At 72.6% G+C, this 24,826-nt stretch carries 24 protein-coding genes; 14 read left to right on the top strand and 10 right to left on the bottom strand.

The features are described 5' to 3' along the window. Nucleotides 1-63: 63 nt before the first annotated feature. The 4 genes from DK419_RS11315 to DK419_RS11300 all read right to left on the bottom strand — a co-directional run bounded on the left by DK419_RS11315 (nt 64) and on the right by DK419_RS11300 (nt 2,709). Nucleotides 64-546, bottom strand: coding sequence for a GNAT family N-acetyltransferase (locus DK419_RS11315; RefSeq protein ID WP_109959163.1), 483 nt, complete (start codon nt 544-546; stop codon nt 64-66). Between the two features lie 14 nt (nt 547-560). Then, nucleotides 561-1,259: a tRNA (adenosine(37)-N6)-threonylcarbamoyltransferase complex dimerization subunit type 1 TsaB gene (gene tsaB / locus DK419_RS11310; protein WP_109959162.1), complete on the bottom strand. Its 699-nt coding sequence runs from the start codon at nt 1,257-1,259 to the stop codon at nt 561-563. A 233-nt stretch (nt 1,260-1,492) separates the two neighbouring features. Then, nucleotides 1,493-2,059, bottom strand: coding sequence for a NifU family protein (locus DK419_RS11305; RefSeq protein ID WP_109959161.1), 567 nt, complete (start codon nt 2,057-2,059; stop codon nt 1,493-1,495). Between the two features lie 146 nt (nt 2,060-2,205). Continuing rightward, nucleotides 2,206-2,709, bottom strand: coding sequence for a universal stress protein (locus tag DK419_RS11300; protein ID WP_109959160.1), 504 nt, complete (start codon nt 2,707-2,709; stop codon nt 2,206-2,208). 445 nt (nt 2,710-3,154) lie between these two features. Here DK419_RS11300 and DK419_RS11295 point away from each other — a divergent pair, with 445 nt between their 5' ends. Genes DK419_RS11295 through DK419_RS11280 form a run of 4 tightly spaced genes read left to right on the top strand, consistent with a single transcriptional unit; the run spans nt 3,155 to nt 6,802 of the window. Beyond that, nucleotides 3,155-3,709 carry a SiaB family protein kinase gene (locus tag DK419_RS11295; RefSeq protein ID WP_109959159.1) on the top strand — a complete coding sequence of 185 codons (555 nt, stop codon included), beginning with the start codon at nt 3,155-3,157 and terminating at the stop codon, nt 3,707-3,709. Nucleotides 3,710-3,720: 11 nt separating this feature from the next. Beyond that, nucleotides 3,721-4,107 (top strand): DUF1987 domain-containing protein, encoded by a 387-nt coding sequence (locus DK419_RS11290; protein ID WP_109959158.1) that lies wholly within the window; start codon nt 3,721-3,723, stop codon nt 4,105-4,107. Beyond that, entirely contained in the window at nt 4,104-5,126 is a 1,023-nt protein-coding gene (locus DK419_RS11285; RefSeq protein ID WP_109959157.1) for a GGDEF domain-containing protein, read from the top strand. Before DK419_RS11290 ends, DK419_RS11285 begins: the two co-directional genes overlap by 4 nt. Further along, on the top strand, nt 5,123-6,802 hold the full coding sequence (locus DK419_RS11280; RefSeq protein ID WP_245442912.1) for a PP2C family protein-serine/threonine phosphatase: 1,680 nt from the start codon (nt 5,123-5,125) through the stop codon (nt 6,800-6,802). The genes DK419_RS11285 and DK419_RS11280 overlap by 4 nt, the downstream gene beginning before the upstream one ends. A 39-nt stretch (nt 6,803-6,841) precedes the next feature. On the opposite strand, the gene DK419_RS11275 is transcribed toward DK419_RS11280, so the two are convergent. After that, nucleotides 6,842-7,129 carry a GCG_CRPN prefix-to-repeats domain-containing protein gene (locus DK419_RS11275; RefSeq protein ID WP_109959156.1) on the bottom strand — a complete coding sequence of 96 codons (288 nt, stop codon included), beginning with the start codon at nt 7,127-7,129 and terminating at the stop codon, nt 6,842-6,844. A 274-nt stretch (nt 7,130-7,403) separates the two neighbouring features. Here DK419_RS11275 and rplS point away from each other — a divergent pair, with 274 nt between their 5' ends. Beyond that, nucleotides 7,404-7,808 (top strand): 50S ribosomal protein L19, encoded by a 405-nt coding sequence (gene rplS, locus DK419_RS11270; protein ID WP_109959155.1) that lies wholly within the window; start codon nt 7,404-7,406, stop codon nt 7,806-7,808. Nucleotides 7,809-7,888: 80 nt separating this feature from the next. On the opposite strand, the gene DK419_RS11265 is transcribed toward rplS, so the two are convergent. Further along, complete coding sequence (locus DK419_RS11265; RefSeq protein WP_162561194.1) at nt 7,889-8,689, bottom strand: WecB/TagA/CpsF family glycosyltransferase; 801 nt, start codon at nt 8,687-8,689, stop codon at nt 7,889-7,891. A 248-nt stretch (nt 8,690-8,937) separates the two neighbouring features. Between DK419_RS11265 and DK419_RS11260 the strand changes: the two genes are divergently transcribed. The 6 genes from DK419_RS11260 (at nt 8,938) to DK419_RS11235 (ending at nt 15,344) form a co-directional block, all read left to right on the top strand. Then, on the top strand, nt 8,938-9,429 hold the full coding sequence (locus DK419_RS11260) for an acyltransferase (protein WP_109959153.1): 492 nt from the start codon (nt 8,938-8,940) through the stop codon (nt 9,427-9,429). Then, a complete protein-coding gene (locus DK419_RS11255; protein WP_109959152.1) occupies nt 9,426-10,457 on the top strand; it encodes a Gfo/Idh/MocA family protein in 1,032 nt (343 codons plus the stop codon). The genes DK419_RS11260 and DK419_RS11255 overlap by 4 nt, the downstream gene beginning before the upstream one ends. After that, nucleotides 10,457-11,572, top strand: a complete 1,116-nt coding sequence (locus DK419_RS11250) for a DegT/DnrJ/EryC1/StrS family aminotransferase (RefSeq protein ID WP_109959151.1) — start codon at nt 10,457-10,459, stop codon at nt 11,570-11,572. The genes DK419_RS11255 and DK419_RS11250 overlap by 1 nt, the downstream gene beginning before the upstream one ends. After that, nucleotides 11,556-12,581 carry an NAD-dependent epimerase/dehydratase family protein gene (locus tag DK419_RS11245; RefSeq protein ID WP_109959150.1) on the top strand — a complete coding sequence of 342 codons (1,026 nt, stop codon included), beginning with the start codon at nt 11,556-11,558 and terminating at the stop codon, nt 12,579-12,581. Before DK419_RS11250 ends, DK419_RS11245 begins: the two co-directional genes overlap by 17 nt. Then, nucleotides 12,578-13,738, top strand: coding sequence for a DegT/DnrJ/EryC1/StrS family aminotransferase (locus tag DK419_RS11240; RefSeq protein ID WP_109959149.1), 1,161 nt, complete (start codon nt 12,578-12,580; stop codon nt 13,736-13,738). The genes DK419_RS11245 and DK419_RS11240 overlap by 4 nt, the downstream gene beginning before the upstream one ends. A 922-nt stretch (nt 13,739-14,660) precedes the next feature. Beyond that, nucleotides 14,661-15,344, top strand: coding sequence for a LuxR C-terminal-related transcriptional regulator (locus DK419_RS11235; protein WP_162561193.1), 684 nt, complete (start codon nt 14,661-14,663; stop codon nt 15,342-15,344). A gap of 306 nt (nt 15,345-15,650) precedes the next feature. Here the strand turns inward: DK419_RS11235 and DK419_RS11230 are convergent, their stop codons facing one another. The 3 genes from DK419_RS11230 to DK419_RS11215 form a co-directional block, all read right to left on the bottom strand. After that, a complete protein-coding gene (locus DK419_RS11230; RefSeq protein ID WP_109959147.1) occupies nt 15,651-16,418 on the bottom strand; it encodes a hypothetical protein in 768 nt (255 codons plus the stop codon). A gap of 1,306 nt (nt 16,419-17,724) precedes the next feature. Then, a complete protein-coding gene (locus DK419_RS11220) occupies nt 17,725-18,924 on the bottom strand; it encodes a glycosyltransferase family 2 protein (RefSeq protein WP_109959145.1) in 1,200 nt (399 codons plus the stop codon). A 76-nt stretch (nt 18,925-19,000) separates the two neighbouring features. Next, nucleotides 19,001-19,777: an exopolysaccharide biosynthesis polyprenyl glycosylphosphotransferase gene (locus DK419_RS11215; RefSeq protein ID WP_245442911.1), complete on the bottom strand. Its 777-nt coding sequence runs from the start codon at nt 19,775-19,777 to the stop codon at nt 19,001-19,003. Nucleotides 19,778-20,081: 304 nt separating this feature from the next. Between DK419_RS11215 and DK419_RS11210 the strand changes: the two genes are divergently transcribed. Then, nucleotides 20,082-21,488: a polysaccharide biosynthesis/export family protein gene (locus DK419_RS11210; RefSeq protein WP_109959143.1), complete on the top strand. Its 1,407-nt coding sequence runs from the start codon at nt 20,082-20,084 to the stop codon at nt 21,486-21,488. 106 nt (nt 21,489-21,594) lie between these two features. Here DK419_RS11210 and DK419_RS11205 read toward each other — a convergent pair whose 3' ends face one another. Continuing rightward, the gene (locus tag DK419_RS11205; protein ID WP_109962250.1) at nt 21,595-21,957 is read right to left on the bottom strand and encodes a hypothetical protein; all 363 of its coding nucleotides are present in this window, start codon (nt 21,955-21,957) and stop codon (nt 21,595-21,597) included. 153 nt (nt 21,958-22,110) lie between these two features. Between DK419_RS11205 and DK419_RS11200 the strand changes: the two genes are divergently transcribed. Both DK419_RS11200 and DK419_RS11195 read left to right on the top strand, forming a co-directional pair. Beyond that, nucleotides 22,111-23,331: a GNAT family N-acetyltransferase gene (locus DK419_RS11200; protein WP_109959142.1), complete on the top strand. Its 1,221-nt coding sequence runs from the start codon at nt 22,111-22,113 to the stop codon at nt 23,329-23,331. A gap of 84 nt (nt 23,332-23,415) precedes the next feature. Continuing rightward, a complete protein-coding gene (locus DK419_RS11195; protein WP_109959141.1) occupies nt 23,416-24,777 on the top strand; it encodes a serine hydrolase domain-containing protein in 1,362 nt (453 codons plus the stop codon). The last annotated feature ends 49 nt before the right edge of the window (nt 24,778-24,826 follow it).

The raw sequence follows: 24,826 nt of genomic DNA, 5'->3' as shown, positions 1-24,826 counted from the left end.
CGGCCGCATACCAAGTCCGGCCCGGGTCGTCCACAGCCCGGCGGTCCTCCGTTATCCCGGCCCCTATCCCAGCGCCGCCTGCATCATGATCGCGTTGGCGCGGCTGCCGTCGGGCCGCGCGTAGTAGCTCGCCCGCCGGCCGGTCTCGGCGAAGCCGAGGCGGCGGTAGAGCGCCAGCGCCGGGACGTTGCCGTCGTCGACCTCGAGGTGGACCCGGCGCACGCCCTCGGCCGCCAGGGCGGCGAGGTGGGACGAGAGGAGCTGGCGGCTCAGGCCCGCGCCGCGGGAGGCGGGGCCGAGGACGACGGTGAGGATCTCGGCCTCGTCGAGCACCCGGCGCGAGAGCACGAAGCCGGCGAGCACCGCGCCCAGCATCAAGGCGTGGGCGACGTGGCCGCGCTCGCACAGCATGCGCTCGAACTCGTCCGCCTCCCAGGGCCGCGCGAAGGCGGTGGCGTGGAGCGCCGCGAGCTCACCGGCCCGGTCGGCCGAGGTCAGGGGCGCGACGTGGGCGGTCGGGGGTGAGCGGAACGGCATCCACTTCATCGGGGGGAGCTCCGTCAGCGGCGGGCGAGGCGCGCGTGGTCCTGCGGCTGGGCGTCCGGCCCGCGCAGGTAGAGGGGGCGGGCGAGGGCATGGGCGGGGTCGGCGACGAGGCCGAGCGAGGCGATCCATTCGATCTGCGGCGCGATGTGGCCGTCCGGCACGACGGCGCGCACGCCCTGGGCCGCGGCGGCCGCCGCGAGCGCCGGGGCGGCGGAGCCCGCGAGCGCCGCGGGGCCGGGGCCGAGGAGCCGCAGGGCTTCCGGCAGGGGCAGCAGGCTCGGCGGCACCGCGATGCCGCCGTCCTGGCTCAGCGCCTGGAAGTAGACGTGGCCGTGGCGGGCGTCGATCGCGGCGGCGAGCAGGTAGCCCTTGCCGAGGAAGTCGTCGTCGGCGGCGAGCAGCGGGGCGAGCAGCGCCGACAGGGTGGTGACGCCGACGACCGGGATGCCGCAGGCGAGGCCCACCGCGCGGGCCGCCGAGAGGCCGACCCGCAGGCCCGTGTAGCTGCCGGGGCCGACCGTGACCGCGACCCGGTCGAGGCCGTCGAACCCGCCCTCGACCCGGGCGATCACCCGCTCGACGAGGGGCAGCAGGGCCTCGGCGTGGCCGCGCGTCAGGTCCATGCTCTCCTGGGCCAGGGGCTCGGGCGAGTCGTCCGCCATGATGCAGGCCGCGCAGCGCTCGAGCGCCGTGTCGATGGCCAGGATCCGCATCGCCGTCAGGCTCCGCCCTCTCGTCCGTCCGCGGACTCGTCGCCGCGGCCGGGTCCGTGCCGCCGGCCGCGGGGGGTCGATGATCGACCCCGCCGCTTGAGTCCCAGCGTGGCACGCACAGGTTAACACAAGAAGGACCGCCCCGCGGATGCGGGGCGGCCCGGTTCGGCCTCAGCCTTTAGAACATCCGCCGCGGGCGTGGAAACCGCGCGACGGCGGAATCGGTCGCCCGATCAGGAGACCGCCTGGACCTCGCGCACGTCCGGCAGGAAGTGACGGAACAGGTTCTGCACGCCCTGGCGCAGGGTCGCGGTGGAGGACGGGCAGCCCGAGCAGGCGCCCTTCATCTCCAGGAAGACCACGCCGTCGCGAAAACCCCGGAAGGTGATGTCGCCGCCGTCGCCCGCCACCGCCGGGCGGACCCGGGTCTCGAGCAGGTCCTTGATCGTCGCCACGGTGTCGGCGTCGGCCTCCTCGTAGAATTCCTCGGCCGGCTCCTCGGGGGCGTGGCCGGCCTCGAGGACCGGGGCCCCCGACATGAAGTGCTCCATGATGGCGCCGAGCACCGCGGGCTTGACCTGGGGCCAGCCCGGCTCGCCCTCGGCCTTGGTGACCGAGATGAAGTCGTGCCCGAGATAGACGCCGGACACGCCGGGCACGCCGAACAGGGCGCGGGCGAGCGGCGAGCGCGTCGCGGCGCCTTCGTCCCGCGCCTCGAAGGTGCCGTCCGCCAGCACGACCTTGCCGGGCAGGAACTTCAGGGTGGCGGGGTTCGGGGTGGCTTCGGTCTGGATGAACATCGGTGATCCTCGGGGAGTTCTCTGCGCCGGTTCAAGGCCGGCCGGGAACGGCGCGCGGGCCCGGAACGGGCGCCGGCACCTGGGGTGAGATGTGGACCCGAACGCGCGAAAGCTCAATGGACGGCCGGGGGAGAGTCCGAGACTCTTCAACCGGCGAGCGCCGTGATCTCGGCCTCGCTCAACGCTCCGGGCACGATCACCACCGGCACCGGGAAGCCCCCGGCATTCCGCCCGGCGATCGAGGAGACGAGCGGGCCCGGGCCGTCGCTGCCGACGGCGGCGGCGAGCACCAGGAAGGCGATGTCCTCGTCCGCCTCGATCTGGCGCAGGATCGCCTCGGCGCGCTCGCCGGTGGCCACCACCAGTTCCGGATCGACCCCGGCGGCCCGGCGCGCCGCCGCCGCGAGCGCCTCGAGCCGCTCGACGGTCTCGGCCTCGGCCTCGGCCCGCATGGCGTCGCCGACGCCGAGCCACTCCATGGTCTCGGGCGGCTCGGCCACCGCCAGCATCACCACCCGGGCGCCGAGCCGCGCCGCCCGGCGCACCGCGAAATGCACCGCGCGGTCGCATTCCGGGGTCTCGTCGACCAGCACCATGAACTTGAGCCGATGGCCGGCCTCGAAGGACCGGCGCCGCTTGATCTCGACCATGTCCGGACGCGCTCCGCCGCCGGAGCGATGCTGCCCGCGCGCCGCGCCGCCCGCAAGAGGTGCCTCCGGGGAGCATCCCGGAGCGTCCGCACGGCGCGAATCACGGGCGGCCCTCGCGCGCTGCGCGACCGGCGCCGACGGCCCGGATCGGGCGACATCTCCGGTGCGATCGAATTGCCCGAGAGCCAAGATCGTCCCGAAATCGACTGCGACTGCACAAGCATGGAGCAAACCGCGGAAATTTTGCTCACATCCTGAGCGATAAAGCATCTCCCGACACTCGCCGGGTCGATCCTGCATGATCAAGCGATGACTTCCTGGCGGAGAATCAGTAACACTCCGGTCAGTCTCGGCGATGTAACATCTCGTCTCGCCGGCCGGGGGCGAGACCTCGGGCTGTTCGGGCGAAAGGCCTAGGCCATCCGGCCGCGGGTAGGAGAGTGCGGTGCTCGCGAGTGAGTTCATGGCGTTCCACGAGGCGTCGCGGCGCAACGGGATCATCCTGTCGTTCGGCGGCGACCTGTCGGAGAACGTGCTGTTCTCCCTCGGCGAGGTCCTGAAGCTGCGCATGCAGCAGGGCGCGACCGACGCCGCGGTGTCGAAGCGGGTCTTCTCAGTCTTCGTCGAGCAGGCGCAGAACATCATCCGCTACTCCGCCGACAAGCTCGTGCCGCCGGGCGCCGCCCCGGGCGGCATGGTGAGCGCGGGCCTGATCGTGGTCGGGGTCGAGGACGGGCGCTTCTTCGTCGCCTGCGGCAACGAGGTGCCGGGCGAGCACGTCACCGCCTTGCGCGCCCGGCTCGACCACATCGCCGGCCTGTCGGGCGACGAGTTGAGGCAGTATTACCGCGAGCGGCTGCGCCAGCCCGCCGACGAGGGCAGCCTCGGCGGCAGCATCGGGCTGATCGAGATCGCCCGCCGCGCCAGCGCCCCGGTCGAGTACGAGTTCCAGGCCCGCGGCGACGACCGCTGCTTCTTCTGCCTCAAGGCCTTCATCTGAGGCGCCCGACGATGGACCGGATCCAGATCCCCGCCACCAGCCGCTCGCCGCTGGTCGATTTCGACTTTCCCGCCGGGCGCCTGCTCCTGCGCGGCGAATCCTATCCGGAGGACGCCGCCGCCTTCTACGGCCCGCTGCTCCAGGCCCTGCGCGGCTGCCTGGAGGCGGGGACCTCGCCGCTGACCGTCGACGTCGCCCTGTCGTACTTCAACTCGTCGAGCGCCAAGGCCCTGATGAACCTGTTCATGCCGCTCGAGGAGGCCGCGGAGGCGGGCCGCGCGGTGACGATCCGCTGGCTCTACGCCGAGGGCGACGACACCATCGCGGAGGCCGGCGAGGATTTCGCGGCCGATTTCTCGCATGCCCGGTTCGAGATGGTGCAGGAGAGCGCGGCATGACCGGCAAGACGGGCCAGGACCGCGCGCAGGAGCGCGCCGCGGCGCGGGCGGCGGTGGGGGACGGCGACGCGCCCTCCGATCCCGATGGGCGGCGGGACGGCGGCGGCCAGGAAGGCAGCAAGGCCGGCGGCAAGGCCGGCGGGCCCGCCAACGTGTTCAGCCTGTTCGACAACGAGGAGGCGGTGCTCGACCGGACCGAGGTGATGCTGACCCAGCTCGCCGCCCTCGCCGACGGCGTGAAGGTTCTGGCCGAGGCCTACCGCCGCGGCTACCGCGAGCAGCGCCGGCTGGTGCGGCTGAGCGACCGGATGCAGGCCGACCTGCAGAAGGCCAACAGACGCCTCGGCGAGCAGCAGCGCGACCTGCAGACCCTCAACGAGGCTCTCTCGGGCGAGATCGAGACCAGCGCCCGGCTGGAGGCCGAGCTGCGCCGGCTCGCCGACACCGACCCGCTCACCGGGGCGCTGGCCCGCCGGCGCTTCCTCGAGGTCTGCACCCGGGACTGGCCGCGGCGACCCGCCCAAGGTTCTGCCGGTCATGGGCCTGCCGATCATGTGCGTGCCGATCATGTGCGTGCCGATCATGGGCGGACCGGTCAGGCGGCCTGCCTGCTGATGCTCGACATCGACCGGTTCAAGCTCGTCAACGACAGCCACGGCCACGCCGCCGGCGACGCGGCGCTGATCGCCTTCGTGGCCGCCTGCCGCTCGGCCCTGCGCTCCCTCGACGCCGTCGGGCGCCTCGGCGGCGAGGAATTCGCGATCCTGCTGGTCGAGACCTCCCCCGAGGACGGGGCGGCGATCGCCGAGCGGATCCGCGCCGCCGTGGCGGCGCAGCCGGTCGCGACCGAATCCGGGCCGATCGGCATCACGGTCAGCATCGGGCTCGCGGCGGCCGAACCGGGCGAGAGCCTTCAGGCGGCGATGCGCCGGGCCGACGCGGCCCTCTACGCGGCCAAGAACGGCGGCCGCAACCGGGTGGAGCGGGCGCTCCCCTCCCCGGCGGAGCGCTCCTCTTGAGCGGTGAGGCCCTGCCGCGGGACAAGTCCCGTCGGGGCGGCTCCTTGCGCGGGGCCGGCCCGATGCGCCGGGGCGACGCGCTCGCCGATCTCGGCCTCACCGAGGTGCCGACGACGCATGATGGCGGCGCCGACACGATGCGCCCGGGGGCCCTGCGCGGCGCGGCCCGCGGCCGCAACCTCGACGGCCTCGCCCACACCCTGTTCCTGCGCCTCTCGCCGGTGATCGCCGCCGTGGTGCTGCTGACCCAGGTGGCGATCGCCTGGGTCAATTACGGCGACCAGATCCGGATCGAAGGCGAGCGGGCGCAGATGATGGCGAACATGACCGCCCGGGCGCTCGCCCGGCCGGACTGGACCGCCTCCTACGGCCCGCAGCTCCAGGCGCTCGCCCTCGATCCGGCCTTCCGCTTCGCGACCCTGCGCGACGCCGCCGGCACGGTGGTCGGACGGTTCGGCGAGGAGCCGCGGGGCCGCGGCCTCGAGCGCATCCAGGTCTCGTCCGAGATCGAGGCGGGCGCGGCCGGGCAGCCGGCGGGGAGCCTGACCCTGGTCCTGTCGGCCGAGAGCCTGCGGGCCAATGCCGAGAAGCAGGTCGTGATGGTGCTCGCCGCAAGCGTCGCGCTGATCCTGGCCTTCGCGCTCTCCCTGCGGCTCGCCGTGGGCCGCCACGTGCTCGCGCCGCTGGCGCGGCTCCTCTCGGCGATGGGGCGGGTCGAGCGCAAGGACTGGGTCACGGTCGACCTCGCCGACCACCGACGGCCGAGCCGGGAGATCGCCGACGTGTCGGCCGCCTTCAACCGGATGGTCGAGGGCCTGCGGAGCGGCGACGAGGCCCGCCACCTGCTGGCCGAGCTCGAGCGCACCCACGCGCGGCTCGCCGAGGCCAACGGCCTGGTGATGGAAAGCCTCGGCTACGCCCGCCGGATCCAGCAGGCGGTGCTTCCGGGCCCCGATGCCCTGCGCGGCGGCGCCCTCGACGTGGCGGTCCTGTGGGAGCCGCTGCACGTCGTCGGCGGCGACTATTTCTGGATCGAGGAGATCGCGGGCGAGGGGAGCGAGACCCTGAGCGTCGTGGTGGTGGCCGACTGCACCGGCCACGGCGTGCCGGGCGCCTTCCTGACCCTCATCGTCGCCACCGCCCTCGACCGGATCCTGCACGACCGGTCCCTGTGCCGCCCCGACGCGATCCTCGCCGCCCTCGACGGGGTGGTGCGGACGCGGCTGCGGCAGGACAGGGAGGAATCCGACCTGTCGGATGACGGGCTCGATTGCGGGATCTGCGTCGTCGACCGGGCGGCGGGCACGCTCGCCTTCGCGGGCGCCGGCCTCGCGCTCACGGTATTGTCCGGGGACGGCGTCGCGCGGATCAAGGGCCGCCGCCACGGCCTCGGCTACCGCCCGACCGGCCGGGAGGACCCGTTGTCCGCCGTCACGCTCCCGCTCGGCGAAGACCGGACCTTCTTCCTGATGACCGACGGGGTCAGCGACCAGGTGGGCGGGGCGTCCCGCCGGCTCCTCGGGCACCGCGGCGTCGCCGAGATCCTGGCGCGGCACCGCGACCTGCCCCTCGACGGGCAGGTGCGCGCCCTGGACGCGGCGCTGTCGGACCATCGCGGCGCGGAGCCGCGCCGGGACGACATGACCCTGGTGGCGTTCCGGCCGAAGGCGAGCTGAGCGGGACGGGAACCCCCTCCGGGGTCCCCGCCCACCTCATCAGAACCGGCAGACGCGCCGCGGCCCGTACGGGGTCGGGCGGATGAAGCAGCGGCGGCCGTAGACCCGCGGCGGGCCGAAGACGCGGCGGCCGTAGATCGGCCGGCAGCCGCCGTAGGGTCCGCGGGCGAAGCCCGGGCCGCAGCCCTGGGCGACCTGCGTCACCGGCGCCTCGGGGGCGAGCACGCCGGCGAGACCGGGGCCGGCCGGAGCCGCGCTCGCGGGGGCGGCGGCGAGACCGCCGAAGGCCAGGGCGGCGAGGCCGGCGATCGTCCAACGCATCAGCATGAGGGAGGGTCCTCCGTGTGGTCCTTGGAACGGGTGGCGCCGGGATCCGGCACCGCACCGACCCGACACAACAGCGGACGCGCCGTTCTGTTCCCGACTCGCGGGTCGCGATGCTCGTGCCGGGTGAAGCTCGTGCCGGGCGAAAAAGCCCTCCCTGCCCGTGTCGACAAGCCGCGGCCGTTCCTGTATGGAGCCGGCAACTCACAACAGGACGCCGAAATCCTGACGCCGGATCCCATCCCGGGGCGCGGCGGCGACGGCAGGAGTTTGACCGATGAACATCATCCAGCAGCTCGAGCAGGAGCAGATCGCTCAGCTCAACAAGACGATCCCCGACTTCGAGCCCGGCGACACGGTCATCGTGAACGTCAAGGTGAAGGAAGGCGAGCGCAGCCGCGTTCAGGCCTACGAGGGTGTCGTGATCGCCCGTTCCGGCGGCGGCATCAACGAGAGCTTCACCGTCCGCAAGATCTCCTACGGCGAGGGCGTCGAGCGCGTCTTCCCGATCTACTCGCCGAACATCGACTCGATCAAGGTGGTCCGTCGCGGCAAGGTCCGTCGCGCCAAGCTGTATTACCTGCGCGATCGCCGCGGCAAGTCGGCCCGCATCGCCGAGCGCGCCGAGCGCGGCGCCGAGAAGGGCAAGACCAAGGCCAAGAAGCCGGCCGCCGCGGAGTAAGATCCCGCGCGATCATCCTGTGATCGCCGTCAAGGAGGCCGCCTCCCCGCTGGGTCGAGGCGGCCTTTTTCATGTCTGGGCTATCCCCCCCCGAGGACTCCCCGCCCGATTCCCGCGCTCGCCTCCTGGCGGAACTGCAGCTGCAGGCCGCCGACTTTCATCGCTCCGGAGCGGGCGAGCCGCGCCAGCGGCCCCAGCATCGACAGCATGAAGCCGGCATCCGAGGCGTAGCGGCCGGCGAGCCGCCGGGGATCGCTCGCGAGCCGCCAGGCCCATTCGAGGCCGGTGCGGCGCAGCCAGACCGGGGAACGGGTCTGCTTGCCGAGGACGAACTCGAAGGCGGCGCCGCAGCACAGGATCGAGGGCGCGAGGAGGCCGGCGCGGCGCAGGCGCAAGGCGAGCATCTCGCTCTGCGGCGCGCCGACCGCGATGAACACCACGTCGGGCGCGGCCTCGCGTACCCGGGCGATCACCGCCTCCACCGCCGCCGGGTCGCGGATGAAGCCGAAGGGTGGTCGCACGACCTCGAGGTGCCGGGTCGCCATCACGGCGCCGGCCTCCTCGCGCGTCACGTTGCCGATCACCAGGATCGAGCGGTCGCGCAGCGAATTCTTGGCCGAGAGGTGCTGCACGAGGTCGCTGCCGGTCGCGACCGTCATGCGCCGGCGCAGGAAGCAGGTGTTGAGCAGGTTGCTGTCGAGGGTGACGATCGAGGCCCGGCGGTAGCTCTCGCGGAACTCCGGATCCCGCGACAGGAGCCGCATGTGCATCATGTTGAGGGTGAAGACCGTGGCCCGGCCCCGGACCAGGGCCGTCGCCAGGGCATCGAAGCTCAGGCCCCGCACGACGCAGGTCGGGGCTTTGTCCGCTAAGGTCGGCATGAGTGTGCTCCTTCGCGGACCAGTGTCGGAATCCCTCCCCTTCCCTGCCCAGATCGGAAAACGGCGAGGCGATCCGACCCGCCGGACTGGTCGTGAACACCAGCTATACGTCCGAAGCGGTAGCGATACCGGTCCGTTCTGGCTCATTCCGGCGTGATTAGGGTGTAACGCGCACCCTCGCATTGGCACGATTACTTGGCCGGGCCGGCCGCCTAGCGTCCCAGCACGGTCACGGGACGGGGGACGGGATGCCGGTGGTGAATGCGCGGATCGCGGCGGGCGCCGTCCTGGCCGACCCCGATCTCGTCAACGTCTACGGCTGCGCGATCGGCGCGGAGGCTCGCATCGGGCCCTTCGTCGAGATCCAGCGCGGCGCCTCGGTCGGGGCGCGCTGCCGGATCGGTGCCAACGCCTTCCTGTGCGAGGGCGTGACCCTCGAGGACGACGTCGCGATCGGTCCCGGCGTGATGTTCACCAACGACCGCCACCCCCGCGCCGTGACGGCGGCGGGTGCCCTGATGGGCCCCGACGACTGGACCCTCGAGACGACCCGGGTCGGGGCGGGCGCGGTCATCGGCGCCAACGCGACGATCCTGTGCGGGCTCTCGATCGGGGCGGGCGCCCGGATCGCCCCCGGATCGGTCGTCACCCGCGACGTGCCGGACGGCGCTTCCGTCGCCGGCGTGCCCGCCACCTCCTCTCTCCCCTCTTCCCTGCTCAATCCCTCGGAGGCGTCATGATCCGGATCGGAGTCATCGGGTACGGCTATTTCGGGCCGAACATCGCGCGCTGCGTCGCGGAAGCGAACGGCACCGCCCTGGCGGCGATCGCCGATCCCTCGCCGGCCGCGCAGGCGCGCGCGGCCTCCCGCCACCCAGGGGTGACGATCGACGAGAGCTGGCACCGGATGCTGGCCGACCCGGAGATCGACGCGGTCGCCATCGCGACGCCGACCCGGCTGCACTACGAGATCGCGCTCGCCGCCCTCATGGCCGGCAAGCACGTGCTGGTCGAGAAGCCGATCACGCCGACCTCGCGCGAGGCGGCCCGCCTCGTCGCCGAGGCGGCCAAGCGCCGCCTGACGCTGATGGTCGACCACACCTTCGTGTATACCGGTGCGGTCCAGAAGATCCGCGAGCTGATCGATACCGGGGTCACCGGCGACCTGTTCTACTACGACTCGACGCGGATCAATTTCGGACTGTTCCAGGACGACGTGAACGTGATCTGGGATCTCGCGGTCCACGACCTCGCGATCCTCGACTACCTGCTGCCGGCCGAGACGCTGGCGATCTCGGCGACCGGGGCTGGCCACATCAAGGGCAGCCCGGAGAACATGGCCCACATCACCCTCTACCTCGAGGGCGGCGTCACCGCGCATCTCAACGTGAACTGGCTCGCGCCGGTGAAGATCCGCCGCACGCTGATCGGCGGCAGCCGCCGGATGATCGTCTTCGACGACATGGAGCCGAGCGAGAAGGTCAAGGTCTACGACCGCGGCGTCGAGTTCGACGAGCGGCCCTCGCCGGAGGAGATCCGCCGGATCCTGCCGGCCTACCGCATGGGCGACGTCTGGACCCCGCACATCCCGGTCAAGGAAGCGCTCGTCACCGAGATCGAGCACTTCGCCCGCTGCATCACCCGCGGCGAGGTCCCGCTCAGCTCCGGCGAGAGCGGCCTGCGCGTGGTGCGCCTGCTCGAGGCCGCCTCCCAGTCGCTCGCCCAGCGCGGCCACCCGATCGACCTGTCTCCCCTGAGGGCCGCGTGATGATCCCGCTTCTCGATCTCGAGGCCCAGTACCGGGCCGTGCAGGAGCCCCTGGAGGAGGCGGTGCTGGCGGTGCTCCGCAGCGGCGCCTACGTGCTCGGGCCCCCGGTCGCCGCGTTCGAGCGCGACTTCGCGGCCCATTGCGGGACCGCCGAGGCGGTGTCGGTCTCGACCGGCACCGCCGCGCTCCACCTCGGGCTGATCGCCGCCGGGGTGCGCCCCGGCGACGAGGTGATCACCGTCGGGATGACCTTCGTGGCCACCGTCGCGGCGATCCTCTACGCGGGCGCCAAGCCCGTCCTCGTCGACGTCGACCCCCAGACCTACACCATGGACCCGGCGGCGTTCGAGGCGGCGATCACGCCCCGCACCCGCGCGGTGGTGCCGGTGCACCTGCACGGGCGGCTCGCCGACATGGCGGCGATCGGCTCCATCGCCGAGCGGCACGGGATCACGGTGGTGGAGGATGCCGCCCAAGCCCACGGCGCCGAGCGGAACGGCCGCCGGGCCGGCGCCTTCGGGACGGTCGGCTGCTTCAGCTTCTACCCGGGCAAGAACCTCGGTGCCTGCGGCGAGGGCGGGGCGATCACCACGAACGACCCCGACATCGCCAGGACCCTGCGTTCCCTGCGCGACTGGGGCCAGGAGGGGCGCTACAACCACGTCCGCCCGGGCTTCAACTACCGCCTCGACACCGTGCAGGCGGCGGCTCTCGCTGTGAAGCTGCGCTACCTCGACGGCTGGACGGACGGGAGGCGGCGGGCGGCGGCGCGCTACGACGCGCTGCTGGGTCAGGCCGGCCTCAAGGCACCGAGGGCCGGCGGCCGCGATCACGTCTACCACGTCTACGCCGTGCGGGTGCCGGACCGCGACGCCGTGCGGGCCCGGATGCAGGAGGCGGGCGTCGCCACCGGCATCCACTATCCCAGGGCCGTGCACCATCAGCCGGCCTATGCCGACCGGGTGCGCCTCGGCACGCCCTGCCCGGTCTCGGAGGCGCTGGCCGGCGAGTGGCTGTCGCTGCCGCTCTTCCCCGAGATCACCGAGCGGCAGATCGCCGCCGTCGTCTCGGCCCTCACCGACAGCCTGGGAGGTGGTTATGCTGAAGCCGTGTGAGTCCTCGCGCACCCTGGGGCGCGTCCTCGTCACCGGGGGGGCCGGCTTCGTCGGCTCCCACATCGTCGACCAGCTGGTGGCGCGGGGCTGCCGCGAGATCGTGGTGGTCGACAACCTGATCCGCGGCCGGACCGAGAACCTCTCCGCCGCCATGGCGTCGGGCGCGGTCGAGCTCGTCATCGGCGACATCCGCGACCGCGACCTGATGGCCGGGCTGGTGGCGGGCTGCGACACCGTCTTCCATCAGGCGGCCCTGCGCATCACCCACTGCGCCGCCGAGCCGGGCCAGGCGATCGAGGTGATGGTCGACGCGACCGCCGCCCTCGCCGAACTCTGCGTCGCCGAACGGGTGGGCAAGGTGGTCTACGCCTCCTCGGCCTCGGTCTACGGCATGGCGACGACCTTCCCGACGCCGGAGGCCGAGGCGCATTCGGGCAACCGCACGCTCTACGGCGCGGCCAAGAGCTTCGGCGAGGGCCTGCTGCGCTCCTGGAACGACATGGCCGGGCTCGACTACGTCGCCTTACGCTACTTCAACGTCTACGGCCCGCGCATGGACCTGCACGGGCGCTACACCGAGGTCCTGATCCGCTGGATGGAGCGGATCGCCCGAGGCGAGCCCCCGCTGATCTTCGGCGACGGCCTGCAGACCATGGACTTCGTCGACGTCCGCGACGTCGCCCGGGCCAACATCCTGGCGGCGCTCTCCCCGGCGAGCGACGTTGCGCTCAATGTCGGGCGGGGCGAGGAGACCTCGCTCCTCGGGCTCGCCCGGCGCCTCGCCGCCGTCATGGGACGGCCGGACCTGGTGCCGGTCCACGAGGCCGAGCGCAGCGTCAACCCGGTGCCCCGGCGGCTCGCCGATGTCGGCCTCGCCCGCGAGCTCACCGGCTTCCAGGCGGGCATCGGCCTCGACGAGGGGCTCGACGCCCTCGTCGCCTGGTGGCGGCAGACCCGCACGCCCGCCGTCGCCGCGACCCCTGCCCCCGTGATGGAGTTCGCCTCGTGATCCCGATCATCAAGCCGAATCTCGGCGAGGCCGAGGTCGAGGCGGCGAGCGCGGTCCTGCGCTCCGGCTGGCTCACGCAGGGGCCGCAGGTCGCCGCCTTCGAGGCGGAGTTCGCCGCGGCGGTCGGCGCCCCCCACGCCTGCGCGGTCTCGAACTGCACCACCGCCCTGCATCTGGCGCTGCTCGCCGCCGGCGTCGGGCCCGGCGACGAGGTCGTCACCGTCAGCCACACCTTCATCGCCTGCGCCAACGCCATCCGGCAATGCGGGGCGGAGCCGGTGCTGGTCGACATCGACCCCGTCACCCTCACCATCGATCCGGACCTGGCGGAGGCCGCGATCACGCCCCGCACCAGGGCGATCCTGGCGGTGCACCAGATCGGCATGCCCTGCGACATGGCCCGGCTGGTCCCGGTCGCCCGTCGCCACGGGATCGCCCTCGTCGAGGACGCCGCCTGCGCCATCGGGTCGGAGATCCGGATCGACGGGGCGTGGCAGCGGATCGGCCGGCCGCTCGGCGACGTCGCCTGCTTCTCGATGCACCCGCGCAAGATCCTCACCACCGGCGAGGGCGGCATGCTGGTGACCCGCCACGCCGCCTGGGACCGGCAGTTCCGGCTGTGGCGCCAGCACGGGATGGGCGTCTCGGACGTCGCCCGCCACGCCAGCCGGGCGGTGGTGTTCGAGGATTATCCGACGGTTGGATACAACTACCGATTGACGGACCTCCAGGCGGCGATCGGGCGGGTGCAGCTCGCGCGCCTCGACGCCATCGTGGCGGAGCGCCGGCGCCTCGCCGGCCTCTACGCCGCGGCCCTCGCCGGCCTGCCCGTCGTTGTCCCGGCGGAGCCGGACTGGGCCCGCTCGAACTGGCAGAGCTACGGGGTGCGCCTGCCTCCCGGCGCCGACCAAGTCGCGGTGATGCAGGGCCTGCTCGACCGCGGCGTCTCCAGCCGCCGCGGGGTGATGTGCATCCATCTCGAACCGGCCTACGCCGACCTGCCCCTGCGCCACGCCCTGCCGCATTCGGAGGCCGCGCGCGACCGCTGCATCCTGCTGCCGCTCTATGCCGGCATGGGCGAGGAGACCGTCGATGCCGTCGCGGGCGCCCTGGCGGACGCCCTCGCGGGCCGGCCTGCCCTGCCTCTCAGCGCCTGACGCCCGCCTCATCGGGACCCACGATCATCGGCAGGCGCAGAGCCTGCCGATGATCTTTTCTTTTCTGGATCACTGCACCGCGGCATTGGGGGTTAAAACCTATCAAACGATATGGTTGACGCGACCTTCTTTGGTTGATTGTTGAACAAGGTCGAGGCGAGCTGAAGCGAGCGGGGACGTCAGATTGAATACATAGATTGATGTATGGGTGGGGCGGCGAGTTGGATCGAGGACGAGGGACGGGCGCAGCCTCCCGGCTGGACCGGGGCACCTCCTCCGTCCCGAGGATCGACACCCGCGACATGGGCGATCCTGTCGCCCGACGACGGGCATGCGTTGATCCGCCCGTACCGAGTGACGATACGATGATAGTTCATTGGATCCTCCCACTCGAAACCGCACTCGCATCTGTCGTGCAAGTGTCTGGGTTTTGACCAAGCGATAATGTCGGGCGTCTCTTCGGGCCTTTTCCACAAGGTTCACCCCAGCGTCAATTCATCCGCATCCATTCCACAGGCATACACGTACCGCGTGTGCATCAAGTGATGGATCCTCGTCATTCAATCAATCAAACTACCCTCATCCGCCGATCAATGCTGATGTAAACCACCACATTTAGGATTGTAACTGATTTGTGGCCGTGTTAGGACTCATTTCAGAGGGAGCGGCGGATGCGAAGGGTCGGCTCGACTGGGTAATGCAGTCGATGACCCGATGACGCCCGCATCCTTCACCGATCCGGCCGCGGACAAGGGGTGGCATCGCGCAGTCAGTACGGCGCCTTGACCATCACTCCGTGAGACCTGTCCAACAATAATGATCGATCGTACAGTGGTGGAGGTGAAGCATGTCGACGCCTGCTCTCGTTGATTACGGCCTCGCTTCGCGGGGCCGCAGATTGGTCGAGGTGAATGAGAGTGCGATGGACGCGTTCGAGCCCGCCGAGGAGGTCGGCCTGAAGCCCGCCATCGCGATCATCGAGCCGCGGCAGCTGGTGCGGGAATGCCTGCGCAACTGCCTTGCCGAGGCGATCCCGGACCACGACGTCGTGACCTTCGCGTCGATCGACGAGTGGGAACGGGGTGCGGTCGGCCACCGGGACGGCGACCTGGTGGTGCTCTACTACGATCCCCGCGAAGGCGGCCGCGGCGCCCAGCGCGAGGCCGCCCTGCGCGCGCGGATCGGGCCGAACACCAGCCTGGTCCTGCTCTGCGACAGCGAGGACCCGAGCGAGATCGTCGAGCGCCTGAACGAGGGCGCCCGCGGCTACATTCCGACCAATGTGAGCCTGAAGGTGGCGATCGAGGCGATGCGCCTGGTGCGGGCGGGCGGCGTGTTCGTGCCGGCGAGCTGCCTGCTGCAGCGCCGGGGCGGGCCCGAGGAAGCCGGCGCGACCGACCCCCGCAGCCAGTTCACCCCGCGCCAGACCGCGGTGCTGGAGCAGTTGCAGAAGGGCAAGGCGAACAAGATCATCGCCTTCGAGCTCAACATGAAGGAGAGCACCGTCAAGGTGCACGTGCGCAACATCATGCGCAAGGTCGGGGCGACCAACCGGACCGAGGTGGCGATCCGGGCCTTCGAATCCCGCTCCGACCTGAAGCTGTGACGAGAGGAGGGCGCGGGGACGGTTTCCCGCGCCGATCCTGCCCCTGCGGGGGGCGACCCCGCTCCGCCGCCCTCACCTCGGATTTCATGTCGTCCGATCGACACGACCCGGAGGGTCCGTGCCACGGGGGGCGACGACGCCGCGACCGCGCTTGATGTGCCGCCTGCGTCTCGACCGTGACTTCGCGCCCATCCTCCGCGGCGCTTCGTACCCTCCCCCTCCCCCGATCTCCTTGCGCTGACGCCCCGGTCGCACAGGCCCGTTCCGGCCCCGGAAAGGGAGGCCCGGCGAGATCCGGCCCGGTCCTCACTCGCCCTTCAGCGGCGGCGGCGGGGCCGCGACGCGGGGACCGGGGCCGCCCGGATGGGCGGCGGAGTTGTTGGTCACCATCGTCAGCGCGGTCAGGATGCGGTCCTTGTCGGATTGCAGGCGGTCGATCTGCGCCTCGGTGCAGCCCTCCTCCAGGTAGGCGATCACCACGGTGCGGCCGGCGGTGTCGGTGATGTAGCCGCCAAACTCCTGGAACGCCCGGGCGAGCGCCCGCCCCTCGGGCGTCGCGAGGCCGAGGCGGTCGAGGTCGACCTGAGGCGGGATCGCGAACAGCGCGCCCATCGGAATGATTCCGGTATGCCCGTTGCGGCCGTCGCCGTCGGTGGTCGAGGCCGGCCAGACGATGCGGGTCGGGCTCGCCTGGCTGGTGCTGGCCGCCATCGCGATGGCGTGGCGGATCTCGCCCCGCTCCAGCTCCTCCCGGCGCACCAGGCCGCCGACGAGCGAGCCGCCGAAGGCCCGCACGCCCTCCGAGGTCCCGGTCCTGGCGGCGATGCCGCTGCCGCGCAGGTCGGTGCGGATGATGACGTGCGCCGAGTAGAGGCCGCGGGCCGGGTCGAAGCCCCCGAGCCACATCTCGTAGGCGTAGCGCCCCTCCTCGTCGATGAGGACCGCGTGCCCGTCGGTCCCGCCCAGGAAGGCGATGCCGGGCGGCGTGCGCATCGAGAAGCGGCCGCCGCCCGGCGAGCCGCCATGGGGCCAGGGCAGGGTCGGGGGGCGCCCGCGATAGGTCCAGGGGCGCACCGGATCGTCCGCTCCCTGACGGTAGATCCCGAAGGCATGGCCGCCGATCCACGCGAAGGCGCCGGCGGGGCCTCCGGCATTCTGGTTGCGCAGGAGCGCCGTCTCGGCTGCATCACCGGGCTGGAACTCCGCCCCCTTCCGAGCGGCGTGTTCCAGATGCTCGTCGAGGCGAAGGGCTGCGCGACCGGGTCGCGGAACGCGCCGGTCTGTTCGGCCCGGGACGGAGCGCCCTGCAGGGCGAGGACGAGCGCGAGGGCGGCGGCGGAGCGGGTCATCGGCGGGGCGGTCTCCCGGCAGAAAAAGGGCGACGGCAGGGTAGCGGGCCGGCCTCCCGTGGGGAGCGCCGCCTTTCCGGTCGCCTGCGGGGGTCCCCGGGAGCCTTTTCGGGCGGGCGGCGTCCGCCGGCCGACGCGGTGCCGTTGCGCCTTTCGGTGAGCCCCACCGCCTTTCTGGCACCGTGCGGCCGCCGGATCGTCCCGCTCCGGCCGGCCCCGGAGGGCCCTTGGATCCGGCGCGACCGCGCGGCGGCCCGCGATCGGGCTGCGACGCGCGACGAGGACGGGGGCCGGTTCGATGCAGTGGATCCTCGCGACTCCCTTCATGCGCGACGAAGGCGGCTGGATCACGCGCCATGTCGGCGGGTCCGCCCGCCTCACCGCGGCGCCAGCGCCCCACGGCCACGACCGCTCAGGGGGTTGACGGCCGCCCACGCGGACGAGGGCCTGGCCCTGCCGCCGAACGTCACGGTGATGGATCGGCCTCGGCATCGCGGAGTGCCACGATCTGCGCGGCCGGGCCCGGGTCAACGTCGCGTCCCTGCGCAACACGGCCTCTACCCTGGGCCATGTCACGGTGCTCGAGGCGATGATGCCGGGCGAGTCCGTCGTCGCGACCCGGGCTGCCGGCACCGGCGATGACGTGATCGGCGGATGGGAACGGCCTCCTGGTGCCGCCGCGGGAATCCCGTCGCGCTGGCTGCGGCGATCGCGGCCCTGCGGGACGACCCGGACGCCAGGACCCGCCTCGGGGCGGGCGCGCGCCGGACCGTCGAGGAGAGCGCCACCTTCCGGGCGGTCGCCCCCGCGATGGCGGCGGTGCTGGAGAAGGTGCGGGATGTGGCGCGGGCGGCGGCCGGCGGATCGCCGGAGCGGGTGGCCGCTGCCCCCGATGGGGGAGAGCATCCCGCTGACCCACCCGGTCGCCGCCCGGCATCGTGGTTGCGCGAAGAGACGCCGCTGCCGGGTGGCAGCGGCGTCGGGACCTGCGCTCGATACCTGCGCTCGGTGCCGGGAGACCGGCCAGGCCCCTACCCCGCGCGCGGCTCCTCCCCGCCCCGATCGGTCCGCACCCACACCGCTCGCCGGCGGCCGGCGAAGCGCGCGAGGATGCCGGCCTTGCCGGCGACGAGGCCCGGCAGGGCCCGCAGGTCGCGCTGCCTGAGGAGCCCGGCACCCCAGCGGCGGCCCGCCGTCCCGAAGGTCAGGACGAGGAACGCGAGGCTCGCGCCGGCGACGAGCATCGGGGCCGGCGCGCCGCCGAGCGCCCACCAGGCGGCGCCGGCCGCCAGGAGCCCGGCTTCGAGGAGGCCGAGCGTCACCAGGGGCAGCACGCAGAGATCGAGGGCCATGGCGACGAGGCGGGGATCGCGCCGCGCCAGGGCGCCCCGGGCGAGGAGGCCGGCATAGGGCAGGATCAGCGAGAGGTGGCCGTGCTCCCAGCGCGTCTGCTGCGTCCTCCTGGCGGTCGTAGCGGCGGGGAGCACGCTCGTCACCTCCGTCTGCGGGCAGAAGACCGGCGGATGGCCGGCGAGCGCGAGGTCGAGGCCGAGCTTCAGGTCCTCGGCGAGGTGCCCGCTCGCCAGCCCGACCGTCGCGAGAAGCCGCGCCGGCACCGCGAAGCCGGTGCCGGAGATGTTGCAGGGCCAGCCGAGGCGGCCCGCGCCGAGGGGCCGGCCGATCTGCTTGACGACCGTCGCGAAGGCCGCGAGGCGCAAGGACGAGGAGGCCTCGCGCGGCGGCACGAGGCGGTAGGCGGCCTGGACCGGCCGGTCGAGGGCGGCGCTCAGCCGCGCGATGCGGTCGAGGCCGTCCGGCGCCAGGATGCAGTCGGCATCGACCACGACGAGGGTCTCCGGCAGCCCGGTCGCGGCGAGGTGGCGATACCCGAAATCGAGTGCGAAGCCCTTGCCGCGCCGCACCGGGTCGTGTCGCTCCACCACCTCGGCCCCGGCGGCGCGGGCGACGGCGGCGGTGGCGTCGCGGCAATTGTCGGCCACCACCAGCAGGCGGTCGCCGGGGCCGATGCCGGGACGCAGGGCCGCCACCGCGCCGGCGATCAGGACGGCCTCGTCGTGGGCCGGGATCAGCACCGCCAGTGCCGGGCGGCGCGGGGCGAGCGGTGCGGGCCGCAGGAGCGGCAGCGAGGCCAGCACCTGCGCGGCGAGGACGAGGACCGGCACCGCGCCGGCGAGCGCCAGGGCGCAGAGCAGGAGATCGACGACAAGCATGAAGGGGGTTCCTCGGGCACGAACGATTCGTCGCCCGGCCGCGCGGCACGCGGCCGGGTCGGAACGGGAGCGAGGTTCAGTAGGCGGCCTGCGAGCGGAAGACCTCGCGCAGGGTCAGCGCCAGGATGACGAGGTCGAGCAGGATCGACCAATGCGCGATGTAGGCGAGGTCGAGATCGACACGGCGCTGCATCGCGGCGGCATTGGGCGTCTCCCCGCGGCAGCCGCGCACCTGGGCCCAGCCGGTGATGCCCGGCCGCATCGCGTGGCGCTCGGCGTAGCGGGGGACGATGGCCGAGAACTGGGCGTCGTGCGCCACGGCGTGCGGGCGCGGCCCGACCAGCGACATCGAGCCGAGGAGGACGTTCACGAGTTGCGGCAGCTCGTCGAGGCTGGTGCGACGCAGGATCCGGCCGATGCGGGTCACCCGCGGATCGTCGCGCCGGGCCTGCCGGACCACGGCGCCGTTCTCGCAGCAGGTCATGGTGCGGAACTTCCAGACCTGGAACGGCCGGTTGCCGAGACCGACGCGGCTCTGGCGAAACAGCACCGGCCCGGGCGAGTCCCACTTGATCAGCACCGCGATCGCGAGAAGGAGCGGCAGCAGCACGAGGAGGCCGAGGGCCGCACCGACGAGGTCGACGGCGCGCTTGAGCGCCGGGCCCGCCCCGGTCCGGGGCGCGACCGCCGGGCGGAGCGCGACGAGGGCCGGGGCAGGCCCGGCCTCGGCCGCCGGCGCGAGGGGGGCGAGCCCCGGCGCGAGCAGCAGCGCGAGACCGCCGCCGGCAAAGCCGCCGCCCGCGAAGCCTGCGCCCGCAAGTTCCCTGCCTGGAAGGTCGTCACCGCGGCCCACGCGGGATCGCGGCCACACTCCACGAGCCATTCGCCGTCTCCATCGTTAAAGAGCGGTTAACGATAGGCAGGCGAGCGGCGATCAGGTCAATTTCTCCTCAATATCAGTCGGATATACGCCGCTTATACTTGGAATACGTCCTTAGAAGCGCGAAGCTTGCGAGCGCATCGACGAATGTGATGCAGGAATAGGCGGGCAAGGCGTGGGTGGCGGTACGGTGCCTACTGCTTATTGGGAGGCTGCGTCGCGCCGGCGGACGGCCGAGGCTCGACGCCTCCTCCGGGACGCGAAGGCCTTGAACCGCATGCGAGCAGCACATCGTCCTCCCGCTCCCCTCCGGCGCGGGCTCAAGCTCGGCGCCTTCGACGTCGGCGCGATCGTCGCCGGCGCGGTCGGCCTGGGCGCGATCTGCCTGCCGGCCGGGCCCGCCGGTGCGGCCGGAGGCACACCCCCCACTCCCCCGATCGCCGTTCCGGCGGCGAGCCCCGCCGGCTACGCCCTCGGCCCGCTCGACCGGATCCGGCTCAGGGTGTTCGAGTGGCGGGCGAGCCGCGACGAGATCTTCGCCTGGACCGCGCTCAACGACGAATTCACCATCGGGGCGGACGGCACGCTGTCGCTGCCGATCATCGGCGACATCCCGGTCGCCGGGCTGCCGACCCGGGAGGTCGGCCGGCTGGTGGCGCGGCGCCTGCGCGAGCGCATGGAGCTGGCGGACGCTCCCGACACCGCGGTCGAGATCGCCCAGTACCGGCCCTTCTACATCACCGGCGCCGTCGACAAGCCGGGGGAATTCTCCTTCCGGCCGGGGCTGACCGTGGCCAAGGCGGTGGCGCTGGCGGGCGGACCGCCGCGGGTCACCGACAGCGGCCTCCTGCGCCTGGAGCGCGACGCGATCACCGCCCGCGGCGACCTCGCCGGCCTGCACAAGGACCGCGACCAGCTGACGATCCGCCTCGTGCGCCTCGCCGCCGAGCGGGACGACAAGCCGAAGATCGAGTTCCCGAAGGAGCTGGCCGGGCGCCCGGATCCGGGCCTCCAGTCCCTCATCGAGCGCGAGGCCTCGACCTTCGAGGCCCGCCGCAGGGCACTGGCGATGCAGGTCGACGCGATCGAGGATCTCAAGCGCTTCCTGCGCCAGCAGATCGACGCGCTCAACGGCCAGCTCGCCACCATCGACACCCAGATCAAGCTGATCGCCACCGAGATCCGCAGCAACGAGCAGCTCGCCGAGCGCGGGCTGGCCACGCAGCAGCGCACCATCGCGGCCGGCCGCTCGATGGCGCAGATGGAGAGCGAGAAGCTGCGCACCACCACCGACCTGCTGCGCGCCCGCGAGGCGATCTCGCGGGCCGACCTCTCGATCCTCGACATGCGCAGCCGGCGCGCCACCGAGGTCACGGCGGAGATGCGCGACACCCAGCGGATGCTGGAGCAGCTGAAGCCCCGGATGGAGATGACCGAGCGGCTGATCATCGAGGCCGAGGTGTCGGCCCCGCGCGTCCTCTCCGACCGCGCCCAGGCCCGCCGCGCCCGGCCGATCTACCGCATCACCCGCCAGGGCGCCGCAGGGGTTCAGGAGATCGTCGGCGAGGAGGTCACGGCCCTGATGCCGGGCGACGCCGTGAGCGTCGAATTGCCCAACAGCGACCTGCCGGCGGTGTCATGGCCGAACGCGACGCGGCCGGGGGCGATGACGTCGTTGAACTGACGGATCGATTCTCCTGAGGATCTGGATCCCGGGCTCCGCCGCGCGGCCCCGGGATGACCCCGTGCGGTGGCGGGGGCGTCCATTCGACGGCGTATCGTCGGCCGCCTCAGCGACCCCGCCACCACGCGACCACCCGCCCCCACTTGCCCTCGAGCCACCGCGCCGCGCGCTCCAGCGACGGCTTCATGCCGGGCAGGTCCTCGCTGAGGAGTGCGAGGCCGAGCGGCAGCATCCACAGGCCGAAGATCGGCAGGACCGCCAGGAAGCCGCCGAGGATCAGCAGGATCGCCGCCGGGATCCGGACCCAGCGCCGGGACGGCGCCCGCAGCCAGGCGATGGCATCGCCGATCCGCCGCGGCAGGAGGTCGAGCAGCCGGGCGATCCGGTCGTCCCAGGCCTGGGCCAGGGGGGTCTCGGCCAGCGGGGTCTCGGCCGGCGTGTTCGGTGAACCCTGCGGAGGCGTCGGCATCGCTGTCGGGACGCGCGAGCGCGCCGTGGTGTCGTCGCTGATCATGGCGGGAAACCAAGCGGAGAAACGCCCGGACGGTTCCGTCGGGCGCGTCGCACCTGCGAGGCCGCGCCGCATTGCCGAGGCCCGGGCCGCGACCTAACTGCGCCCCCCATGGAGCAAACCGGCGAAGCAGGGTGTGGCGCCACCCCGGGGACGGGCACCTTGCAGGTCCGCGTCGTCCAGCGCATCTCCGAGATCGCGGCGGCCGACTGGGACCGCTGCGCCCTCTCGGCCGAATCGCTGGAGGGGGCGAGCGAGAGCCACAACCCCTTCGTCAGCCACGCCTTCCTGTCGGCCCTGGAAGAGTCCGGCTGCGTCGGCGGCCGCACCGGCTGGGTCCCGCTGCACGTCGCCGTCGAGCGCGACGGGCGGGTGATCGCCTACGCCCCCTGCTACCTGAAATCCCACTCGCAGGGCGAGTACGTGTTCGACCACGGCTGGGCCGACGCGTTCGAGCGCGCCGGCGGCCGCTACTACCCGAAGCTCCAGGTCAGCGTGCCGTTCACGCCGGTGACCGGCCCCCGCTTCCTCATCGCGCCCGGCGAGGATCCGGAGGAGGCGACCGCCGCGCTCGTGGCCGGCCTGCGGGCCCTGCGCCGGCAGGTCGAGGCCTCCTCGATCCACGCCACCTTCCTCCCGGAGGTCGAGGCGGAGCGGGCGGGCGAGCTCGGCTTCCTGCGGCGGGTCGACCAGCAGTTCCACTGGGACAACGCCGGCTACGCCACCTTCGACGACTTCCTCGCCGCGCTCGCCTCGCGCAAGCGCAAGGCGATCAAGCGCGAGCGCCGCGACGCGCTCGCGGCCGGGCTCACGGTCGAATGGGTCACCGGCTCGGACCTCACGGAAGCGCACTGGGACGCGTTCTACCGCTTCTACATGGATACGGGCTCGCGCAAGTGGGGCCGGCCCTACCTCAACCGGGAGTTCTTCTCGCTCATCGGCGAGCGGATGCCCGAGCGCATCCTGCTGGTGATGGCCCGGCGCGAGGGCCGGTACGTGGCGGGCGCCATCAACCTGATCGGCGACCGCGCCCTCTACGGCCGCAACTGGGGCTGCATCGAGGACCACCCGTTCCTGCATTTCGAGGTCTGCTACTACCAGGCGATCGACTTCGCGATTCGTCGCGGCCTCGCCCGGGTCGAGGCCGGGGCGCAAGGGGAGCACAAGCTCGCCCGCGGCTACCGCCCGGTCATCACCCACTCGGTCCACGACATCGCCGATCCCGGCCTGCGCGCGGCCATCGCCGACTACCTCGCCCGCGAGGCGCGCCACGTCGAGGCGGCGGCGGAGGCCCTCGACGAGGCGACGCCGTTCCGCAGGGGCGACGAGTGACGGCGCCGTAGCGCGCCGGCCTCCGGGCGGCTACGCTCCCTCCACGGGGCCCGGCAAGAGGCTCCGGTTCGGGAGCGATACGTCATGCGGACGAGCGAGGGAGGACGCGCGGGCGCGTCCCGCCGGTTCCTGCTGGGTTGCGTCGGGTTGGCGCTCACGGCGCTCTCCGCGCCGGCGATGGCGGACCAGGCCCTGCGGCCGCGCGGCGGCGAGGCCCTGGCGCCGGCCCGGCCCGAGGAGGTCGGGCTGTCCACCGAGCGGCTCGGCCGCATCAAGCGGGTCATGGAGGAGGAGGTGGCGGCCGGCCGCCTGCCCGGCGCCGTGGTGATGATCGCCCGGCGCGGCCGCCTCGCCTACGCCGAGAGCGTGGGTTTTCGCGACAAGGCCGCCGGCGCGCCGCTCTCCAAGGACGCGATCTTCCGCATCTACTCGATGACGAAGCCGCTGACCTCGGTCGCCGCGATGACGCTCATGGAGGATGGCCGGCTCCAGCTCACCGAGCCGGTGTCGAAGTACCTGCCCGAGTTCAAGGACCTGAAGGTGGCGCAGAGCCGCCCCAACGCGCTGGGCGAGGCCTCGCCCGACCTCGTGCCGGTCGAGCGCGCCCCGACCGTGCAGGATCTCCTGCGCCACACCGCCGGCCTCGCCTACGGCGAGATCACCACGAATTCGGCGGTGAAGACGGCCTACGCCAAGGCCGGATTGTTCAAGCCCGACTTCGACTACAACACCACCGACCTCACCCCGGAGGAGTTCACGGCCCGGATCGCGGCAGCGCCGCTCGCCTACCAGCCCGGCACGGTCTGGCAGTACAGCCTCGCCGTCGACGTGCTCGGCCGCGTCGTCGAGAAGGCCTCGGGGCAACGCCTCGGCGACTACCTCTCGGAGCGGGTCCTGCGGCCGCTCAGGATGGGCGAGACCGGCTTCTCGGTGGCGGCCGACAAGGCAGGGCGGATCGCCCAGGCGTTGCCGACCGATCCCGCCACCGGCGCGCCGAACCGGCTGATCGACGGCGCCGCGCCGAAGAACGATTCCGGCGGCGCCGGCGGCTACGGCACCGCGGCCGATTACCTGCGCTTCGCCCAGGCCCTCCTCGACGGCGGCAGCCTCGACGGCGCCCGGGTGCTCAGCCGCACCAGCGTCGAACTGATGACCGCCGACCATCTCGGCGACCGGATCAGGCCGGCGGTCAGCCCCGGCGAGCTCCTGATGGGCGTGCCCGGCTACACGTTCGGCCTCGGCTTCATGGTGCGGAAGGACGCCGGCATCGCCGGGGTGCCCGGCTCCAAGGGCGAGTTTATGTGGGCGGGCTATGCCGGCACGTTCTTCTGGGTCGATCCCAAGGAAGACCTGGCGGTGGTGATGATGACCCAGGCTCCCGGACCGAGCCGGGCCTATTACCGGCGCGAGATCAAGCAGCTCGTCTACGGCGCCATCGCCGACTGAGCCTTCTCGCCGAGTATCCGCGGGCGCGGGTGACCATGGCACTGCCATG

This window comes from Methylobacterium terrae (assembly GCF_003173755.1).
Taxonomy (GTDB): Bacteria; Pseudomonadota; Alphaproteobacteria; order Rhizobiales; family Beijerinckiaceae; genus Methylobacterium; species Methylobacterium terrae.
Note: the sequence above shows the minus strand (reverse complement) of the source record. Positions and strands in the feature narration are given on the sequence as shown.

Bases quoted from the DNA above. Each gene is read 5' to 3' on its own strand.
- DK419_RS11315 (WP_109959163.1), bottom strand. From the start codon at position 546: ATGAAGTGGATGCCGTTCCGCTCACCCCCGACCGCCCACGTCGCGCCC.
- tsaB (WP_109959162.1), bottom strand. From the start codon at position 1,259: ATGCGGATCCTGGCCATCGACACGGCGCTCGAGCGCTGCGCGGCCTGC.
- DK419_RS11305 (WP_109959161.1), bottom strand. From the start codon at position 2,059: ATGTTCATCCAGACCGAAGCCACCCCGAACCCCGCCACCCTGAAGTTC.
- DK419_RS11300 (WP_109959160.1), bottom strand. From the start codon at position 2,709: ATGGTCGAGATCAAGCGGCGCCGGTCCTTCGAGGCCGGCCATCGGCTC.
- DK419_RS11290 (WP_109959158.1), top strand. From the start codon at position 3,721: ATGGACCGGATCCAGATCCCCGCCACCAGCCGCTCGCCGCTGGTCGAT.
- DK419_RS11285 (WP_109959157.1), top strand. From the start codon at position 4,104: ATGACCGGCAAGACGGGCCAGGACCGCGCGCAGGAGCGCGCCGCGGCG.
- DK419_RS11275 (WP_109959156.1), bottom strand. From the start codon at position 7,129: ATGCTGATGCGTTGGACGATCGCCGGCCTCGCCGCCCTGGCCTTCGGC.
- rplS (WP_109959155.1), top strand. From the start codon at position 7,404: ATGAACATCATCCAGCAGCTCGAGCAGGAGCAGATCGCTCAGCTCAAC.
- DK419_RS11265 (WP_162561194.1), bottom strand. From the start codon at position 8,689: ATGCCGACCTTAGCGGACAAAGCCCCGACCTGCGTCGTGCGGGGCCTG.
- DK419_RS11260 (WP_109959153.1), top strand. From the start codon at position 8,938: ATGCCGGTGGTGAATGCGCGGATCGCGGCGGGCGCCGTCCTGGCCGAC.
- DK419_RS11255 (WP_109959152.1), top strand. From the start codon at position 9,426: ATGATCCGGATCGGAGTCATCGGGTACGGCTATTTCGGGCCGAACATC.
- DK419_RS11250 (WP_109959151.1), top strand. From the start codon at position 10,457: ATGATCCCGCTTCTCGATCTCGAGGCCCAGTACCGGGCCGTGCAGGAG.
- DK419_RS11245 (WP_109959150.1), top strand. From the start codon at position 11,556: ATGCTGAAGCCGTGTGAGTCCTCGCGCACCCTGGGGCGCGTCCTCGTC.
- DK419_RS11235 (WP_162561193.1), top strand. From the start codon at position 14,661: ATGGACGCGTTCGAGCCCGCCGAGGAGGTCGGCCTGAAGCCCGCCATC.
- DK419_RS11220 (WP_109959145.1), bottom strand. From the start codon at position 18,924: ATGCTTGTCGTCGATCTCCTGCTCTGCGCCCTGGCGCTCGCCGGCGCG.
- DK419_RS11210 (WP_109959143.1), top strand. From the start codon at position 20,082: ATGCGAGCAGCACATCGTCCTCCCGCTCCCCTCCGGCGCGGGCTCAAG.
- DK419_RS11205 (WP_109962250.1), bottom strand. From the start codon at position 21,957: ATGCCGACGCCTCCGCAGGGTTCACCGAACACGCCGGCCGAGACCCCG.
- DK419_RS11200 (WP_109959142.1), top strand. From the start codon at position 22,111: ATGGAGCAAACCGGCGAAGCAGGGTGTGGCGCCACCCCGGGGACGGGC.
- DK419_RS11195 (WP_109959141.1), top strand. From the start codon at position 23,416: ATGCGGACGAGCGAGGGAGGACGCGCGGGCGCGTCCCGCCGGTTCCTG.